General features: G+C 29.4%; 16 protein-coding genes. 7 read left to right on the top strand and 9 right to left on the bottom strand.

What is annotated here, in order from left to right; translation table 11 throughout:
• The first annotated feature begins 347 nt into the window (after positions 1 to 347).
• From ATE84_RS11220 to ATE84_RS11230, 3 genes are all read left to right on the top strand, one after another.
• Positions 348 to 2,087, top strand: coding sequence for a helix-turn-helix domain-containing protein (locus tag ATE84_RS11220; RefSeq protein ID WP_101448037.1), 1,740 nt, complete (start codon positions 348 to 350; stop codon positions 2,085 to 2,087).
• A 182-nt stretch (positions 2,088 to 2,269) separates the two neighbouring features.
• Positions 2,270 to 2,956 carry a M23 family metallopeptidase gene (locus ATE84_RS11225; protein ID WP_101448038.1) on the top strand — a complete coding sequence of 229 codons (687 nt, stop codon included), beginning with the start codon at positions 2,270 to 2,272 and terminating at the stop codon, positions 2,954 to 2,956.
• A gap of 12 nt (positions 2,957 to 2,968) precedes the next feature.
• Positions 2,969 to 3,157 (top strand): hypothetical protein, encoded by a 189-nt coding sequence (locus ATE84_RS11230; protein WP_101448039.1) that lies wholly within the window; start codon positions 2,969 to 2,971, stop codon positions 3,155 to 3,157.
• A 131-nt stretch (positions 3,158 to 3,288) separates the two neighbouring features.
• On the opposite strand, the gene ATE84_RS11235 is transcribed toward ATE84_RS11230, so the two are convergent.
• From ATE84_RS11235 to ATE84_RS11275, 9 genes are all read right to left on the bottom strand, one after another.
• A complete protein-coding gene (locus tag ATE84_RS11235; protein ID WP_101448040.1) occupies positions 3,289 to 5,067 on the bottom strand; it encodes a tetratricopeptide repeat protein in 1,779 nt (592 codons plus the stop codon).
• Between the two features lie 32 nt (positions 5,068 to 5,099).
• On the bottom strand, positions 5,100 to 5,837 hold the full coding sequence (locus ATE84_RS11240) for a head GIN domain-containing protein (RefSeq protein ID WP_101448041.1): 738 nt from the start codon (positions 5,835 to 5,837) through the stop codon (positions 5,100 to 5,102).
• Positions 5,838 to 5,938: 101 nt separating this feature from the next.
• On the bottom strand, positions 5,939 to 6,985 hold the full coding sequence (locus ATE84_RS11245; RefSeq protein ID WP_101448042.1) for a S41 family peptidase: 1,047 nt from the start codon (positions 6,983 to 6,985) through the stop codon (positions 5,939 to 5,941).
• Positions 6,986 to 6,987: 2 nt separating this feature from the next.
• The gene (locus ATE84_RS11250) at positions 6,988 to 7,773 is read right to left on the bottom strand and encodes a hypothetical protein (RefSeq protein ID WP_101448043.1); all 786 of its coding nucleotides are present in this window, start codon (positions 7,771 to 7,773) and stop codon (positions 6,988 to 6,990) included.
• Positions 7,774 to 7,913: 140 nt separating this feature from the next.
• Entirely contained in the window at positions 7,914 to 9,062 is a 1,149-nt protein-coding gene (locus ATE84_RS11255) for a helix-turn-helix domain-containing protein (RefSeq protein WP_101448044.1), read from the bottom strand.
• 120 nt (positions 9,063 to 9,182) lie between these two features.
• A complete protein-coding gene (locus tag ATE84_RS11260; RefSeq protein ID WP_101448045.1) occupies positions 9,183 to 9,953 on the bottom strand; it encodes a hypothetical protein in 771 nt (256 codons plus the stop codon).
• Between the two features lie 148 nt (positions 9,954 to 10,101).
• The gene (locus tag ATE84_RS11265) at positions 10,102 to 11,121 is read right to left on the bottom strand and encodes an AraC family transcriptional regulator (RefSeq protein ID WP_101448046.1); all 1,020 of its coding nucleotides are present in this window, start codon (positions 11,119 to 11,121) and stop codon (positions 10,102 to 10,104) included.
• 368 nt (positions 11,122 to 11,489) lie between these two features.
• Positions 11,490 to 12,194, bottom strand: coding sequence for a hypothetical protein (locus ATE84_RS11270; RefSeq protein WP_101448047.1), 705 nt, complete (start codon positions 12,192 to 12,194; stop codon positions 11,490 to 11,492).
• A 31-nt stretch (positions 12,195 to 12,225) separates the two neighbouring features.
• Complete coding sequence (locus ATE84_RS11275; protein ID WP_101448048.1) at positions 12,226 to 12,813, bottom strand: hypothetical protein; 588 nt, start codon at positions 12,811 to 12,813, stop codon at positions 12,226 to 12,228.
• A gap of 116 nt (positions 12,814 to 12,929) precedes the next feature.
• Between ATE84_RS11275 and ATE84_RS11280 the strand changes: the two genes are divergently transcribed.
• The 4 genes from ATE84_RS11280 to ATE84_RS11295 are packed head-to-tail and all read left to right on the top strand — an operon-like array spanning position 12,930 to position 17,932.
• Complete coding sequence (locus ATE84_RS11280; RefSeq protein ID WP_101448049.1) at positions 12,930 to 13,511, top strand: RNA polymerase sigma-70 factor; 582 nt, start codon at positions 12,930 to 12,932, stop codon at positions 13,509 to 13,511.
• A 16-nt stretch (positions 13,512 to 13,527) separates the two neighbouring features.
• Positions 13,528 to 14,493 carry a FecR family protein gene (locus tag ATE84_RS11285; RefSeq protein ID WP_101448050.1) on the top strand — a complete coding sequence of 322 codons (966 nt, stop codon included), beginning with the start codon at positions 13,528 to 13,530 and terminating at the stop codon, positions 14,491 to 14,493.
• Positions 14,490 to 17,057 carry a TonB-dependent receptor gene (locus ATE84_RS11290; protein ID WP_101448051.1) on the top strand — a complete coding sequence of 856 codons (2,568 nt, stop codon included), beginning with the start codon at positions 14,490 to 14,492 and terminating at the stop codon, positions 17,055 to 17,057. Before ATE84_RS11285 ends, ATE84_RS11290 begins: the two co-directional genes overlap by 4 nt.
• Before the next feature lie 5 nt (positions 17,058 to 17,062).
• Positions 17,063 to 17,932, top strand: coding sequence for a DUF4249 family protein (locus ATE84_RS11295; RefSeq protein WP_101448052.1), 870 nt, complete (start codon positions 17,063 to 17,065; stop codon positions 17,930 to 17,932).
• Positions 17,933 to 17,972: the final 40 nt, after the last annotated feature.

Genomic DNA, 17,972 nt, shown 5'->3' on the forward strand with positions numbered 1-17,972 from the left:
CAGGTTCAAATCCTGTCATCCCGACGAATTGCCTTTTGGTAATGTAAAAGCACTGTTAATTATGTGATTAATAGTGCTTTTTTTGTGCAATCAGATGATACCAATGGAAGGGTTCATAAAGCAGAAACTATCTGTACTATCAATTTCAAAGCTTGGTACTATCTCTCATACAGATCATGACTGAAAAAGATAAACTTTATAATGAAGCTATTAAAGAAATTGAATCAACTAGTGAAGCGTTAATGTTGAGCTAATTTTTATATGTATTATTAAATAAATTATTGATAGAAGATTATCTTTATTGCGTGATAAGTAGTCCGTCCATAGCTGTATTACCATTTAAAAATATGAGTTCTGACAAGGAGAATGAATATTTTTGTGATGGCTTAACCGAAGAGATTATCAATGCATTGGCACAGATAAAAGGCTTGAAAATTACATCACGTACCTCTTCTTTTTTCTTTAAAAATAAAGATATACCTGTTTCAAAAATAGGGAAGGACTTAAATGTTTCAATACTTTTAGAAGGAAGTGTTCGATTATCTAAGGATACCATTAGAGTTACGGCACAGTTAATTGAAATTCAAGGTGATTTTCATTTTTGGTCAGAGACTTGGGATAGAAAACTTGAAAATATTTTTACTATTCAAGATGAGATAAGCTTATTGATTGCAGATAAAATCAGAGAAAATTTTGGTCATTTTGAAATTAGAGACAAATTGGTTGATAAACAAACTGATTATATAGAAGCGTATCAATTATATTTAAAAGGTAATTATCATTTTCAAAAATGGAATCCCGAAGATTTAGAATTATCAAAACAATATTATTCTAAAGCTTTAGAAATAGATGCGAACTATGCGCAATCTAATTTTGGATTAGCTCAATATTATACAATGATGGCAGGTCTTGGGTTTTTACCAAAAACTGAAGCGTTTAAAAAAGCTAATAAATATATAAACAAGGCTTTAGGATTGAACCCTCAGCTTCCTGAAGTTCATTATGGATTGGCAAGTATAAGCTACTGGTATGAATGGGATTTTAAAAAAACTTTTCAACATCTCAATAAAGCTTTAGAGATGAACCCAAACTTTGCACCTGCATATATACATTTGGCAGTTCATAATTGCACTTCAGGAGAACCTCAAAAAGCATTAAAACATATAGAGATAGCTATAACTTTGGATCCTTTATCATCTGAAGTATATTTTGCAAAAGGATATATTTACTATCTGATAGAAGATTATCAAACTTCTATAAAATTTTTAGATATTAGTTTAGAGTTAAATCCTTTCAATTTATTAGCAACCATTATAAGAGCCTGTTGTTGGATTCAGCAAAACAAAATACATCAGGTTATAGATTATTTTACTTCAGATTTACCTGCAGCTGTTGATAATTCAACTAAATATGGAATCTTAGGTATGGCATATGCTATTTTGAATGATTCTGAAAAACTTGAAAATTATTTAGAATTATTACATACTGAAATTGATAAGATGCAAGCAGAAAGAGCGCAGTTTTTTGTATTCTTAATTCAAATTCTGTCAAATCAAAAAAAGAAAGCATTAAACTGGTTAAGAGTAGCTATTGAAACAAAACCTACGTTAATGTTACTTTTGTTTTCTGACCCAATGTTAAATTCGATAAAAGAAGATATTGAATATAAAGAAATTATAAAAAATGTTTTTCCTTTAACTATAGAAGTTGAAAAAAAAGGGAAAAAGAGAAAAGAACTGCTGTCAAAAGAACAGACTAAGGAGTATGCTCAAAAATTATTGAATCATATACGGCAAGATACACCTTATCTAAATCCTGATTTAACATTAAAAAGTCTAGCTTCTCATTTAGAGATTCATCCAAATCAACTGTCTTGGCTGATTAATCATGAATTCAATAAAAATTTCAGTGAATTCATTAATCATTATAGAGTTGAAGCTTTTAAGCGTATTTCTAAAGACCCGAAAAATTCTCATATCACGCTAATAGGTTTGGCTTTTGAAAGCGGTTTTAATTCGAAAACTGTATTTAACACCTTCTTTAAAAAAGAAACTGGGATGACACCAATGCAGTATCTCAAACTGTAGATTTAGAGTATCTCTGATATATAATAATATTATTAATGGATTTCAAACTGGTATTAATTTGTTCGCATTTATAATTCGGAACTCCCAAATAAACTCTTCAGTATATTTTTGTTAAATAGTAATTAAGTCTACTCTATACAATTAGAGTAATTTGATAAATCAAAAAGTGAAAATATAATAAAATGAAGAAGTTAAGTTTAAGTGTAATTATTATTACGATGCTATTTATGAACATAAACTGTTCAGACGATGACTTACCAAATGAAGCAGATAGTGCTTATTTGAACTATGAAACTAAAAGTGAATTAGAACTCCCTTTTAATGAAGAATGGTGGGTGTTTTGGGGAGGGCGAAGTGTAAGAGAAAATTACCATGCGGCACTAAAAGAACAAAGGTTTGCCTTAGATATTGTGCAAAAAGTTGATGGTAGTACCCATACAGGAAAAGGATCTAAAAATGAAGATTATTATTGTTTTGGTAAGCCTTTAAACGCTCCTGGAAATGGAAAAATTGTTGAAGTTGTAAATGATATAGAAGATAATATTCCTGGGGTGTTTAATCGAGATTTCCCCACTGGTAATCGTGTTATAATTGACCATGAAAATGGTGAATTCTCAATTTTAGCACATTTTAAAAAAGGGTCGATAATAGTATCAGTAGGAGATACAGTTGTAAAAGGACAAGAATTAGGTAAAGCAGGAAATAGTGGAAACTCAAGTGAACCACATTTGCATTATCATTTACAAACCACTGCTGACCCATTTAATGGAGAAGGATTACCTGCTAAATTCCTAAATTATTATGCCGATGGTGTTTTAATTGAAAAAGGAGAACCAGTAAGAAATCAAAAAATTAAAAATGATAATTGACAATCATAAAATATGAATGAACAAAAGAAAATAGAACAAGAAATTGTTGAAAAGCAAGATCATCTCAAGCATTTATTATTTGAGGAAGTTAACGATGCTTATATAGTCTCTCTTAATGATTCTTCGGGTTATGCTGTAGTAAAAGGATATGGAAATACAGTTATTGATGCTATCAACGATTTACATAGCGGATTAATTTAGAAACCAAAAACACGTTATATTAAAGAAGTGAAGAGATACATTTTCTATTCGTTCTAAGTAAAACACAAAGAAGCAAGTTGTTAACCATTATTGTTTTATCAAGCAGTACACCTTATTTGTTTATTATGAATTTATATGGTGTTAGATCCTGAGTATTTCTTTGCACGAGAAAGCCTTTGGTTAAAATCATCAGCATTCTTCCAAAATAGAATGAATTGTTGATATGCTTTTTTAGTTTCTATGGTATCAGCTTTTAATGTTTCCAATGCCTTGGCTAATGCAAATTGTACATGACCGTTCTTTGGACGCAACTTTAAAGCTTCTTTATAAGCTTCAATTGTTTCATTCAATTTACCCTCTTGCAGATATACCCATGCCAAAGATTCGGATACGGGTCTTGTATAGTGTGGAGGTTCCCAATATCCAATTTCTTTTTCGGTGATGCATGCTTCTTCTAGTAGTTTAATCGCCTTAATTGTTTTTCCTTCTTTATAATGTATTAACCCCTCTAATTCTTGTGCATTTACAGCTAAAATTTTTAAAGCATATCTATAGTACCAATCGGCAGAAATCTTAGAAGGATTATTTTCTAGATCGTTTTTTGTTTTTAGTAATTGTTCTAAATTTATAGATGCTTTTTCTATTTCATTAGATTCTAGATGAAACATACCTTCTGCATATTGTTTCACACCTTCAAAATATGCAATGGCTTTACTATTTCTCCATGGTATTTTTTGGATAAGAGTATCAATGCTTTTTGTAGCTTTTTCCCATTCTTCAAAGCGTATATGGAATCTAGGAATAGATGTATAGGCTCCAAATAATATATAACCACTTCCTCTAGACATTAATCGTGCTCTATCTATAGCAATATTACTTATTCTATTTGCCCATTTCAGCCCTTCCTTATACTTACCGCTTTCAGCACAAGAAGCCACTAGGTAATCTAGATTATGTACATAATTCCAATTGTTTATAGAACCAATTTTTGATGTACTCATGTATATGGAGTCTATTGTAAGTGAATGATAAAAAGCTTTATTTGCCAGATCATATTCACCGATCCTATAATAAATATGCCCAGGCATATGAGTTATATGCCCCGAGGCTGGAGCTAAACTAGAAATAACCTTAGCGCTTTCTAAGGCTTTTTCTGGTTGTGTGCTGTTTTCTATAGCATGAATCCAATAATGATGTAAAGCCGACGATTTTGGATATGTTAGCATTACTTCTTTTAGCAATTCTTGCCCTCGTAAGTTTTCTTTTGTTGGGATACCGTTAGGTAAATAGGTACTTACGCCACTAGATAAAAAACTAGCATAAAACAATTTGGCATTAATTTGATTCGGATATTTTACCAAATATTCTTCCATTTTCTTTTTATAAGCGTTTTTACCATTTTTAGCTAAAGCATTGTAAGCTGCTATAAAGTCATATTCATAGGACTTAGCATTTTTTGATAATTGAACTGCTTTGATAGAAGATTCCTTTTTTAAATCTCGTAGTTCACCAACTGTTTGTGATATAGATTTAGCTAACCCCCAGTGCATCATTGCATTCTGGGGGTCAAACTTTAATCCTTTTTTAAAAGCTCTAAAAGCTTCTACATCCCAAAAAGCATGTAAAGCATTTATGCCTTGATTAAAATATGCTTGAGCAGAATCATTTTTAGTAGATATCTTCCAACTACTGTTTCCTATATTTGTAAGTAGCTTAGTCTCTGGTAAATCCTGGAATTTTAAAGATGCTCCACTACTACATAGATTGATTAAGGAGAAATCGGTGTCTGAAGTGTTTACAAGATTAATGTTCTCTTTATTATTATCAAGATATCCTGATTTTTTTATTGCATATCCAATGAGAAATAAAACAATGAGTGTCGAGATTAATATTCTAGAAATTTTCTTCATAACCGATCTTATTTTGATGCTATATATAATTATTAGTTTGCATTTATAAGCTTACCACTACCACTAATACTTGTTGTGATTTCTGGAGTTCCTTTATAATAGGCGTTCCCACTACCGCTAAGACTAAGATTTAGATTGTCTAATACATGTACTTCACTACTACAGCTACCAGAACTACTTATATTACATGTCTTTGTTTGTATAAGAAATCCATTAAAATTACCAGAACCACTCATACTAATATCTAAATTTTTTAGCATAGAAAATGTGTCATTTACATTAATATTACCACTACCACTAATTTTTACGGTTAGGTTTTCTGGGCCAGTAATATTATTTAGATCGATGTTTCCTGAACCAGAAATCTTAACGGTCATATCATTTTGATTTTCAAAATCATTTACTACAATATTTCCAGAACCACTTAAGTATATTTTTTCTATTTGAGGTGTAGTGATATTAATTTTTAGCTTAGAGTAATTGTAACAGTTGTTTTTTAGTTCAATGCTCCATATATCGTCTGCAACGTTTGTTTCCATTTTTTCGATAATATTGGGGTACCCTGTTATACTAATTTCCTTTGTTTCTCCTTGGGTTATGACAACATTGCCGGCAATTGCCATATCAATTCCCTTAAAATTCGGAACGTTAATTTTTTTGGTCGTTAATGTCCCTTCTCCTGTTGTACAATTATCATCATCAGATTGACAAGAAATAAGGGATAACCCTATAAGAAAAAGTATTACATTACTTGTTTTTAATAGTTTCATATTTACGTTTTTATTATATTAATTTTTAATTTGTTACCAGTTTATTGTTTTCTAATTTTTAATCTGTTAGATATAGTTATTTTGGTTTAGAAGTCTATTTATTATTCTATCCCATATGTGTCAAAAAGGTGTTTTATAGCTTTTTCTAATACCAAATCGTTTCTCGCACTAATATCTTCTTTTGTGTTTTTAATATGGATGTCTGGAGCAATTCCAATACCTTCTAAACTCTTTCCATTAGGCATTAAATATAGTTGTGTAGAATATGCATATGTCCATCCATTAGGTAGAAATCGCACTAAACTTTGATCAGAATGATCCCCGGCTGTTATGTCTCCAATATGAGTTACATGATCAAAAGCTTTCATGTTTAGTGTAAAAATTTCTGCTCCACTAACAACATATCTATTTGTGAGGAGGATTACAGGTTTTACATACTGCTCATTTCCTTCTGGTCTAGTAAACCATTTCTTTTTTGGATCAAAATCATTATGCTCTATACCATTTCTTGTCTGTACAGTATAAATAAAATGCTCCCCATCAGCAAAAGCACCTGCAATACGGTGAGCATAATCATCATCACCACCATTATTATTTCTTATATCTACAATAATAGCCTGATGTTTTTTTAAATCTGCAACGACTTGATCTATTGTGGAAGGGTTGTCTCCTTCAACATCAGAAAGGTGTATATAACCAATATCTTTATTTAAGATTTTTCCAAACGTCAATCCTATTTCAGAAGTTTTAGAATTATATTCTTGATACTTTGTTTGGATTAGTTCTAAACTAAACTCTTCTTTGGCTAGATCTATTTTAGAACCGCTAGATTCATAATATCGATCCTTCACGGGATCTTTGAGAATAACATGTCCATCATCTAAATGGTCTAGCAAATTGGTAAATGTTATCCATAATTCATCATTTGTCGTTTCTGATGATACCTGTGATCTATAGGTATCATATAAAATATTCCAATCAATTTGCTTTACATTAAATAAGGCATAGCGTTTATCGAAATCATTCCAAAGTAATTCAAAATTATTTTCAGGACTATTGATTTCATCCTTACCGATAGCAATTTTTTCACAAGAAAATAAGATACTTGTTATAAGGAGTAGTATAAAAATATAAACTGTACTTTTCATGATTAGAAATTATAATTAATGCCTATTGCTAATTGATTTTGAAGCTGTCTTAATATGTGGGTTTTGGATGCTTTTTGATAAAATAATTGATATCTCAAAAACAAGCTAAATTCTTTTGATATCAGGTATTGGTATTTTGCATTCCAATTTATGGCATAATACTTATTGATAGTTACAAGATTTCCATCGGTCAGTAATTTTAGAATACGATTTTCATTTTCTTGTAATTTTTCATCAAAGCTATTATAAGGGGGTTGTACTAGCAGTGTTGCAATAGGTATACTGATTGAAGTGTAGAGTGTTTGCTTTTCATTGATTGAAAATAAGATGGCTGATGCCAAATTTATACTATGGGCTGCTATAAAAGAATAGGAATCTTTATTATTATAATTAGTGTAATTAAAATTAGCTTGCAATTCACCTCCTAAATAAAGCTTTAGCATATTGTATTCTTTTGCTTTTTGGAGGTATGATATATTTATGTTTCCAATAGTAAAATCCGAATCAAATTTAGTAGATGCATCGGTTTTAATAGTTGTATTGTAATAATCAACCAAAACACCGAATATATTTTCATATGCATTTGATGTTCTGGTATATGTTAAACCATAAAATATACCTTTATGAGTGTAATTTAAAGGAGAGTAATTAGCATCATTTAGATAACCAGAATTTAATCCTGTAGTTAGACTTAATGTGTTTTTTGTGAAAGAATTGTTGTTTTCTTGCGCCTCTATATGGCTTATAATAATACAACATACCCAAAGCATTATAGTTTTAAATTTCATGAAATAATAACTATTTGTTTTTGATTAATAATTGTTATGTTTTTGTTATATAGATTAATAGGTGCAACAAAACTACATATTGATAGTACAGGGTATTCTATATTTTAAGAACCAAAAAGTACTACTGGAAGGATTGGTACTTATTCTTTTATATGAGATTGATTTTTTTGATACTGTAAAGGAGTTAATCCTATTTGTTTTTTGAAAATTCTATGAAAACTTGTTTTGGATTTAAAACCACACTCACTCGCCACACCCCATAGGGTGAAATTTTTATCTGAATTAGATGTAATTCGTTTTTTAAATGCTTCTATACGATGATAATTTATGAGTTCATAGAAACTTGTTTGAAGATGTTGATTAATGAATATTGATAATTTTTTATCGGTAATAGAAATTTTTGATGCTAAATCAGCAAGAGTTAATGAATCATTAAGGTAAAGCTTTTGATACTCCAAGACATCTTTCAATCGGTTTTTGATTTCTATAATTTCAGATTGGGTAAATATTTCCTTTTTAGGTTTTTCGGTCAATTTAGAATTGGTATCAAGTGTCAATTCTTTATTATCTATTAAGTAAGAAGGAATAAAAATACTTGATTGAAATAATCCATGATATCCTAAATAAAAAATGATCAGTGAACTATTAATCGCAAGAATATAATCTTCATCAAAACCTAAAGGACCAATTGTTAGTATATAAGTTGATAGTCCAATATTGATTACCTGATATGCTATTAAACAAATTAACATCTGTTTTGCCCATGAAAAATTTTTCATATCAAGATTAGAATAATAGGATTTTACTATTTTTTGATGCTTCTGAAGTTTTTGGAAAGCTTTAAGGATATAGATTAAGAAATAAAAACTCTCTAATACAAACAGTTCTTCCCAAATAGATTTAATAAATTTTAAGTACTCAGAAGTATTTCCATCATAAAAATTACTGACCATTAAAGGTATTGTTATACATATGATATTAAGTAAGAAAGGAAAGAAATGTGCTATTGTATTTATTCTACTTAGCTTAATCGTTTTAAACAGGGATAGTGTATAAAAATAGAATAGAGGAGCTAAGAGATATCCAGCACCTTCAATAATAAAACCCGTTATACGTATTAGATACTTTACGTTATGCACATTTGCATAAAAATTGACAAGAGAAACAAAAACAACAAAGAAAATGGTTAGTAAAAATATTGAAGATTGTTCTTTTTTCTTTCGAAATAAAAACAACATAATAAAAATGATAGTAACAATCCCTGCTATTAAGATTACATCAAAAAACATAAATTTTATGGTTATTTCTGTTGATTATTTCTTTAAAAAAAGTAATATGAAAATATTACTTTTTTTAAAGATTGATATGACCAGAGTTTTTTGATTATTGGTGAATTGATTATAAAAAGTCTATTTAAAAAATTCTGTTGTTTTACTGAAATTTTTAGGATCAAATAGTTCTTTGTCTAAAGAGGTATGTGTTTTTGTGTTTTCGTAGAATTCCTCTAAATATAACTTTTTATCATAAAAAACAATTAAGCCGCCTTCTATCCATTCGTCTCCAATTTTTTTGTAGTCAACATAACGAACATCTCCATATTTTCCGTTATCTCTTAAAGAAATATCTCTAACCATATATAAATGTTCTTTATCTATCCAAAATTGATCCGACTTGTAATCTCCTTTTTTCGCTCCAACGACATATACAGGACGATTTTTCCATGTCATTTCATAAAATAAATTTAGATTAATCTTCAGCTCATTTTTCACAATATCTATAGTTTTTTCTGGAGATTGAACATAAGCATCATGACATATAACAGTCCATATATTATATTTATCTACTTTTTCTTTTGTGATTTTATTTTCTTTGATAAAATACAAATGTCCTTCATCATACATAAAACCATTTCCAGTTGAAAAATCTCCAAACCTAAAATGTAATTTTCCTGGCCTAGAAATCGCTTCATGCCAATATATATCTTTTGTAACTTTACCTAATGTATCATAGAAAATCGTTTTTTGATCAAATGTTATATACTTACTGGCAGTTTTGTGATGTCTATTATATATAGCTTTGATTAGACTTTCGCCATCGTTTATTGTTTCTGTTTGTTGTATGCCTTTACATGACAATAGGCTTATTAATAATATAATACTTGTTGTTATTCTAAAATTCATATTTTAAAATGCTTAGATTGATTACTAAAAAAAAGAAGCTGTATTTTTCTTTTGTTTTTTAGGCAATATTAAATCTAGAGGTTGAAATGTGTTGTTAAGGAAAGTTTAAAAAGGCTTCTGATTTATAAACTAGGAGAAAATAATCAAATTATGATTGGCTCTTGAAAGCAGATGGAGTAACTCCCGTATGTTTTTTAAAAGCAGTATAAAAAGCTGATGTTGATTTAAATCCGCTTAACTCTCCAATATGTTCTACAGTATAATTAGTATCGTGAAGTAAAAAATGCTTAGCTTCATTAATCCTATACTCATTTATGTAATTTGAAAAGTTTTTATTGAGTGATAAATTTAAAATTTCTGAAAATTGATGAGGTGTAATATTGAGAAGTTTGGCCAATTCTGGCATTTTTAGATTATTATTTTTAAAAACTTTTTCTTCTTCTAAAAAATATTTTAATTTTTGAATAATTTCATTAACCTGCTTAGTATCGGATGTGGGGTGTTTTTTTTGCCTTCTTTCTTTTTTTAAATTATATAGAATGAGCATAAGAATATAAAATATAAATGAGAAGACAACTGCTCCTGCAATATATGAAGTGAATTTGAAGGATACATACGAAAACCATATCAGAAAAATTCCGACATAAATACTTACACTCCATACTTCATTTTTAGAATTCTTGTGTACTCTATTTCGAAAATTATCAAAAGTATTTTTTAGAAGAAAACCACTAATTACCAAATAACAAAACCATTGAAAATTAATAATGTTAATCAATTTCGATATTAGAATTCTATTATTTTGGTAATCTTCTCGACTACTTAAAAAATAGAGAGAGAGTACAATAGCAGGTATTAAATGTAAAGTATGTTTCCATTGTAGTTTTTTAATTTTTCCTGTATTAGTTTTAATATATAAAAAAAGTAGAGGACCGATAAGGCTACATGCCATAACACCTATTAAGACAATTGTTATAAGTATATTCTTGTCAAAAAATAACAAAACACTCTTGCCTATTCTAATACATAAAACTAATAGAAGTGCTCCTAAAAATTTATTTGAAAACTTATTTTCATTAATAAAAAAAAAGAAATAGGCAGCCACAATTAAGCCATTAAAGACACCTAGTAGACTAAAAAAAAAGAGTAATTCTTTGCTGAAATCCAACACTAATAATTTTTGAAATTCAAAAATACAATAATAGAATGGTATTCTATATTTAGTTACGATTCTTTTAGATTAAGTGGCTAGTTATAGTATAGCTGTTATATTTTTAGTTCAGGTAAGAAACCTTATATATTAAAATAGATTATCAGAAAGTAGAGGTGAAAGAAATTTTATAATATTAGATTTTGAGTCCGATGTGTCTACCAATTTCTTAAACTTGATTTTTGAAGTTTTTTTAGATCTATTCTTAATCAATCTATATGGTGTGTAATTTCACTTCTTTTGATGAGAATAAACCTATCTAACTTAAAAAAACAGAGATGTCATATCCCTGTTTTTTTAAGATTATTTCACTTTTGTTATGAAGATTATTTTATAACAGTTTCTTTAAAAACTATAGTTTCAAAAGTAACTTTACCTCCTGCTTTACCGTCTTCTTCTTTAAGGTTGTTTTTAACAAGTTCTCTTCTTAAATGTATTGAAGCTTTTCCTGCTTTTAAACCCTTTAAAGCATCTTTGCTAATCACTAGTGATGTTGCTCCAACTTCAAAAGCGTTGTTAGTTCCACTAGATTCGTCTCCTTGATAAACAAGAGCTGATATCATTTCACCAGGTTTTAGAGGTTCTCCTTTCCAAGTAATTAGATTATCTTTCTTAAGGTCAAGGTTCTCGTGCCCAGATTTAAAATCGATTTTGGGAGCATCTGTTAGTTTAAAAGTATTATTGAACACCTTTTTTTCATCTTTGGCATATGTGATTTTTACATCTAATAATCCTTTTTTATTACCCCAACGGTAAAAGTAATTATCTGCGGTATTAAAACGATCATATTTTGTTCCATTAAATTTTACACTTGATTTACCTTTAAGTTCAAGTCTTACTCCTTTTTTATCAATTCTTCTAAAAGTAGCCTTGGCTACAGTTTCTTTCTTTGTGATATTGTACCTAACAAGATAGTCTTGAAAGATCGAAGTTTCTGGTGATACCTCGTCAGAATTCTTTTTTTCACACCCTGTGAAAATAGCACTTCCTGCTATAGCTGTACAGATAAAGATTTTTTTAATTAATTTCATTTTTTTAGATTTAATTGTTAATATTTAATTGTTAAAAACGGAAGTCGATCCCTATATTCACAAAACCATTGTAGCCATAGCCTGCTTCAACAAAACCTCCTATTTTTTTCCCTATTCTAAGTCCAACAGGATTGACCTGAAAAGCAAATCCATATTCTGAATTTGTGTTTTTATTAATTTTATAATGTAAGCTCGTAATACCGGCAGAAGCATTACTATACAATTCTAAAAAGTCATTTTTTACGAAGACATATTCAAACTGTGGCATGACTGCCAAATAATGAAGATGACCAGCATTCAACTTGTTTTTATTATCACTATCTTCAAATTTTACATATGATATTCCTCCACCTATTTTAATCCTGTCGCTTAAATATCTTTGATAATTAAGATGAAGCATACCAAATGTTGAGATTTTAGAATCATACCCTTTGTTATCCAAAGAAGAAATTAGGATCCCAGAAAAATCATGAACTAATTTCAATGGTATTGCGTCACTGATAGATAATCTAAGCTCATTTTTCCCTAAAGAAGAATCTTGAGCTTTTAGTTCATTAAATCCTATAACACTTATAAAAATGCTTAGAAATAAGATTGAATTAATTTTTACTTTTTTCATTATAATTAGGTTTAGTTTTTATGCGTATTCAGTACTAACACGAAATAATTTTGAATACCCCTATTTTTATTTTTCTTTTTTCTTTCTTTTGTATTTTATTTTGTTAATTGTGCAGAATGAAAGAGAGAATATTATATGATAGCTTTAGGAAATTATTTGAAAAGCATTACGCTGAATTATGCTCATTGGCCTATAATTATCTTAAAGACACCGAAAGGAGTAAGGATATAGTTCAAGAAGTATTTATTAAGGTATGGGAAAAGAAAAAAGATTTAGTACAGGAGTCCAATGCTCATTATTATCTTTTCACAGCAGTAAAGAACAATTGTATCGATGTGCTTAGAAAGCATAAGTATACACTCTCTCTAAGTGATGATGCTGTAGCAAACAAAGTAGCGGATGAAGAAACTGATACTATAGAAAAAAAACAGAATGAACCAACGACACAAGAGTTTATTCAAAAAGCCTTAGATGAGTTACCCCCAAAATGTAGAGTTATATTTATGATGAGTAGACTAGATGCTATGACCTATCAACAAATAGCAGACAAACTAGAGATATCTGTAAAAACTGTAGAAAATCAGATGGGTAAGGCGATACGGATAATGCGAGAATATATTAAAAGGCATGATATACCAACAATATTAATTCTTATTGTTAAATCTATGTTGAAAGAGAATAGGGGTTTTTTAATATAAAACGTGTTAATTATTGATGGGAGATATAAATAAAATACTTGCAAAGCATTTTTCAGACCAACTTACGGTAGATGAAGAATCAGTATTGACCCAATGGAAAAAAGAAAATCCAGAAGAATTCTTAAAACTGGAATCCATATGGAAAAATACTAAGATAACAGACCATAAAAACTTATTTGATGTTACAGAGGCTTGGACAGTGCTAGACGAGAAATTAAATAAAGAAAGCCAACCTAAGGTAAGAAAACTGAATACGTTTAGTATAAAAAACTGGAGAATAGCGGCTTCCTTTGCAGTGTTGATCGGGTTATCAATTTCTATGTTATGGTTTTTAGATCCTAATATAACAATGCAGACGTCTCAATCGGTAAAAACAATAGTGCTGCCCGATGGATCAAAGGTCACGTTAAATAAAAACTCAGAATTAAGCTATCCTAAAAAGTTTGATGACTCTAAAAGAGTATTATCTCTTACAGGAGAAGCTTTTTTTGAAGTTACTCCGGATGCTAATAAACCATTTGAGGTATCTGCTAATAATGTATTAGTAACGGTTTTGGGCACCTCATTCAATGTAAGATCTAAAGATGATAATTATACCGAAGTCGTTGTTGAAACCGGAAAAGTTTCAGTCGACACCAAAACCGATGGAACCCAAAAAATAATACTCACCCCTGGGGAGAAAGGAATTTATAAGAATTCGCAATTAGGTAAGGAAAATAATAAGGATAAAAATTTTATAGCCTGGAAAACAGGTATCTTTGTGTTTGAAAATGAGCCTCTTAACAAAATTATAATACGATTGGCAGAATTTTATGATGCTTCTGTTGTTGTTGAAGGTAATGTATCTCAGTGCTTTGCTTCTGTTGTATTTGAGAATCAAACATTAAATGAATGTCTTAAAGAATTACAACTGCTTTTTGGTTTTGAGATTCATCATGAAGAAAATAATGTCATTAAGCTAAAGGAAATAACTTGTAAGTGATAAAAAAACGAAATTGGATTATTGTAATCCTTTTATTATGTTTCATAGGTAGTTATGCTCAGAGTGACCCAGATATTTTATTAAGGGAAATTTATGTAAGCAACCAAGAGACTAATGCTTTAGAAATACTTCAATTAATAAAAAAGGCGAATATAAAATTAGCGTATAGCTCAAATGATACTGATTTAGATAGAGAAGTATTGTTAAACAAAAATAAGTATACAGTAAAAGAACTTTTAGGTTTAATTATAGCAGATAGTGACCTTAGGATAGTTGAAAGAAAAGGAAAAATACTACTAACATCTCAGCCCATCCATTCTTCTAATAAAAATACAATTAGTGGTTTTGTAAAAGATGCAGATTCAAATGAAGTACTGATAGGAGCAACTATATATATACCAGGTACTGGTAAAGGGGTGGTTACCAATTTTTTTGGTTTTTATAGTTTAAGTCTTCCTAATGATAATTATGAGCTAGAGACTAGCTTTGTTGGCTTTAAAAAACAAAAAATAAAAGCAGATTTAACAAGTGGTGATCTAAAACATAATTTCTATTTGAACGCAGACTATCAATTAGATCCCGTTACACTCATTTCTGATTACGATACAAAAAAGTTACATAATAAAAGCAATAAACGTATTACCAAAGAAGAGATAGATAATGTTCCTGTTTTATTAGGAGAGAGTGATCCACTTAAGGTATTAAAATTGGCTGCAGGGGTATCAGGAGGTGTAGGTAGTTCAACATTACTGAATGTTAGAGGTGGTAATTCTGATGAAAATCTGGTTTTACTCGATGGCATACCTGTATATAATTATAATCATTTAAGTGGTATAGTTTCTATATTTAATACTCATGCAATTAAGCATGTCGATTTTTATAAGGGGCAGTTTCCTGCTCAATATAATGGAAGATTGTCCTCTGTGATCGATGTCCGCACCAAAGATGGACATATGAAAGCATATCATGGTAATCTAAGTTTAAGCCCATTGACTTTTTCAGGATCTTTAGAAGGTCCTATTCAAAAGAATAAATCTTCTTTTGTTTCCAATTTTAGAAGAAGTTCTGTGGATTTAATTAATAATTTAGGATCCGAAGGTTTAGGCTATTATTTCTACGATTATAATTTTAAAGCCAATTATTTATTTGGCAATTCAGACAGGATTTACCTTAGTGTTTATATAGGCAAAGACAATTTGAAAGTGAAAAAATCTGAACTTTTTGATAATCTTAGATTAAATTGGGGTAATCAACTTGTTTCTTTTAAATGGAACCATGTTTATAATGCTCGCGTATTTCAGCATTCGAGTTTAACGTATAGTAATTTTGAAAATAATTTTTTGGGTAATTTATTTGAGAATGGCTCTAGTGAAGATGAATCCAATATCAATTCTAAATTAGGTAATCAAATTAGGGATTTCAGTTTAAATACAGAAATAGAATACTATGCTTCAGAAAAAATTAAAACTAATTTTGGGGTTAACCTTAAATTTCTACGATTTGACCAATCATATTCTAGATTTAAATTAAGTGAAGTTTTAGCATCTAATCAAGAAAGAAACAAGTCTATGAATTTTGATGTTTATATAGAAAATAGGATCAAAATAAACAACAAATTTCTAGTAAAAACTGGTGTTAATATGACCAACTATTTTTTATCTTCAAAAGTTTATAATTATTTTTTACCTCGATTATCGATTTACTATACTCCGGGCACAAAAAATACTTTTTTTGGTTCATTTTCATCGGTTTCGCAGTTTAATCATGAAATTACTTCTGGATCTTATTCTTTGCCTAATGAATTACGAGCACCAAGTACAAAAAAGATACCTCCTAAGCGATCAACAACTTTTGAAATAGGGTATAACTATGATTTCAACAAAAAGGATAAATTAAGCGTACAGGCATATTACAAAGAAATAGAAGGTGTACTAATTTATCGTCCCGGTCAGAATATATTTAATAATAACCTGGCATTAAATTGGGAAGATCGAATAGTTTATGGAAAAGGCACCCGAAAAGGGGTAGAGCTCGAAATCACTAAGCATCTGGGAGAAAAAGTAAAATTGACGACTTCTTATACACTTTCTAAGGCCGATAATAGGTTTGATAACATCAATCAAGGTAACCCATTTCCTTCTGCATTTGATTATAGACATGTTTCGAGTACTTCTGTTAATATGAACTTTATTAAAAATATATCTATCACTTCAGTATTTAACTATAGTACAGGAAAACGAATAGGCATTCCTATATACAGCTACACAGATTTTGATACTGCAATAGATGTTAATAACTCAAATGAGTCTTTAACCCTTCTGGCGCCTTCACCTAACTCACACCAATTATCAGATAACTATAGTTTTGATATTGGGGCTACCTATAAAAAGAAGTATAAAAACAATCATGTTCTAAATCTAGGTGCCGGTATTTACAATCTTTTTAGTAATGCCCCACCATTATTATCCTATGCAACATTAAGTGAAAACAATGATAAGATAGAGTTGATACAAATAAAATTGGCAAAAATAATTCCTTATCTAAGTATTTCTTATAAATTCTAATAAAAATGAGAACACATCTTTTAATACCGATTACCATATTTCTATTCCTAATGAATTCTTGTAAGGAAGAATCTATTGAGCTTCCAGTATTTGAAAAAGAGAACAAAATTGCATTAATTGGAGAGCTAAATCAAACAGATCCTACTCAGATTGTCTTGGCAGAGGCCGGAAATTTAACAACTGGCTCCCCGATAAAGGTAATTAAAGAAGGTAAGGTTGTTATACTAGACACCGAAGATAAAATAGTAGATGAATTATACTATGATAAAGAAACAAAAAAATGGAAATCAATAGGATTAAATCAAATAAAAGCAGGTTTAAGGTATAAAATTAGTGCTCAATTAGATAAACAAGTAATAACATCAAGTACTTTAGTACCGAAACCTATTGATGTAACAATTACAAAAGTTACAAAAGAAGTATCAGAAGTTTTTATCGAAATAAATATAGAGAACCCTAATGAGATATCTGTTTCTTGTACAATTGCGATACTATCAAAGATAAAATCTATTAATGATCCATTTCCTACGGATGGGTATTCAAGAACTCCTATATATACAAATGATGAGGAAACAGATAACTATCGATTTAATGAGTTTACCCCTCCGTTTAATAAAGTGTTTTTGCAGGTAAAAGAAAAAGCTAAAAAAAGAATACGTATTTCTGTTAAAAAGAATGATTTAGATACTGAATTTGATGATTATTTTCTTTGGGTTAAGTCTATGGAAAAAAACTATTATAAATATTTGTATGATTATGAAATACAAAAACAAGTACTTACATACGCAAACCTACCACAGTTAAATAGTAATATTACTGAAGGAGTAGGGTTTTGGGGAGGATGTTTTAAAAGTTCTCAAAAAATAACATTTTGAAACCATTAAGGGACGGACCTTATGATGCGTTCAAACTAAA

It is taken from the genome of Aquimarina sp. MAR_2010_214 (assembly GCF_002846555.1).
In the GTDB taxonomy this organism is placed as follows: Bacteria; Bacteroidota; Bacteroidia; order Flavobacteriales; family Flavobacteriaceae; genus Aquimarina.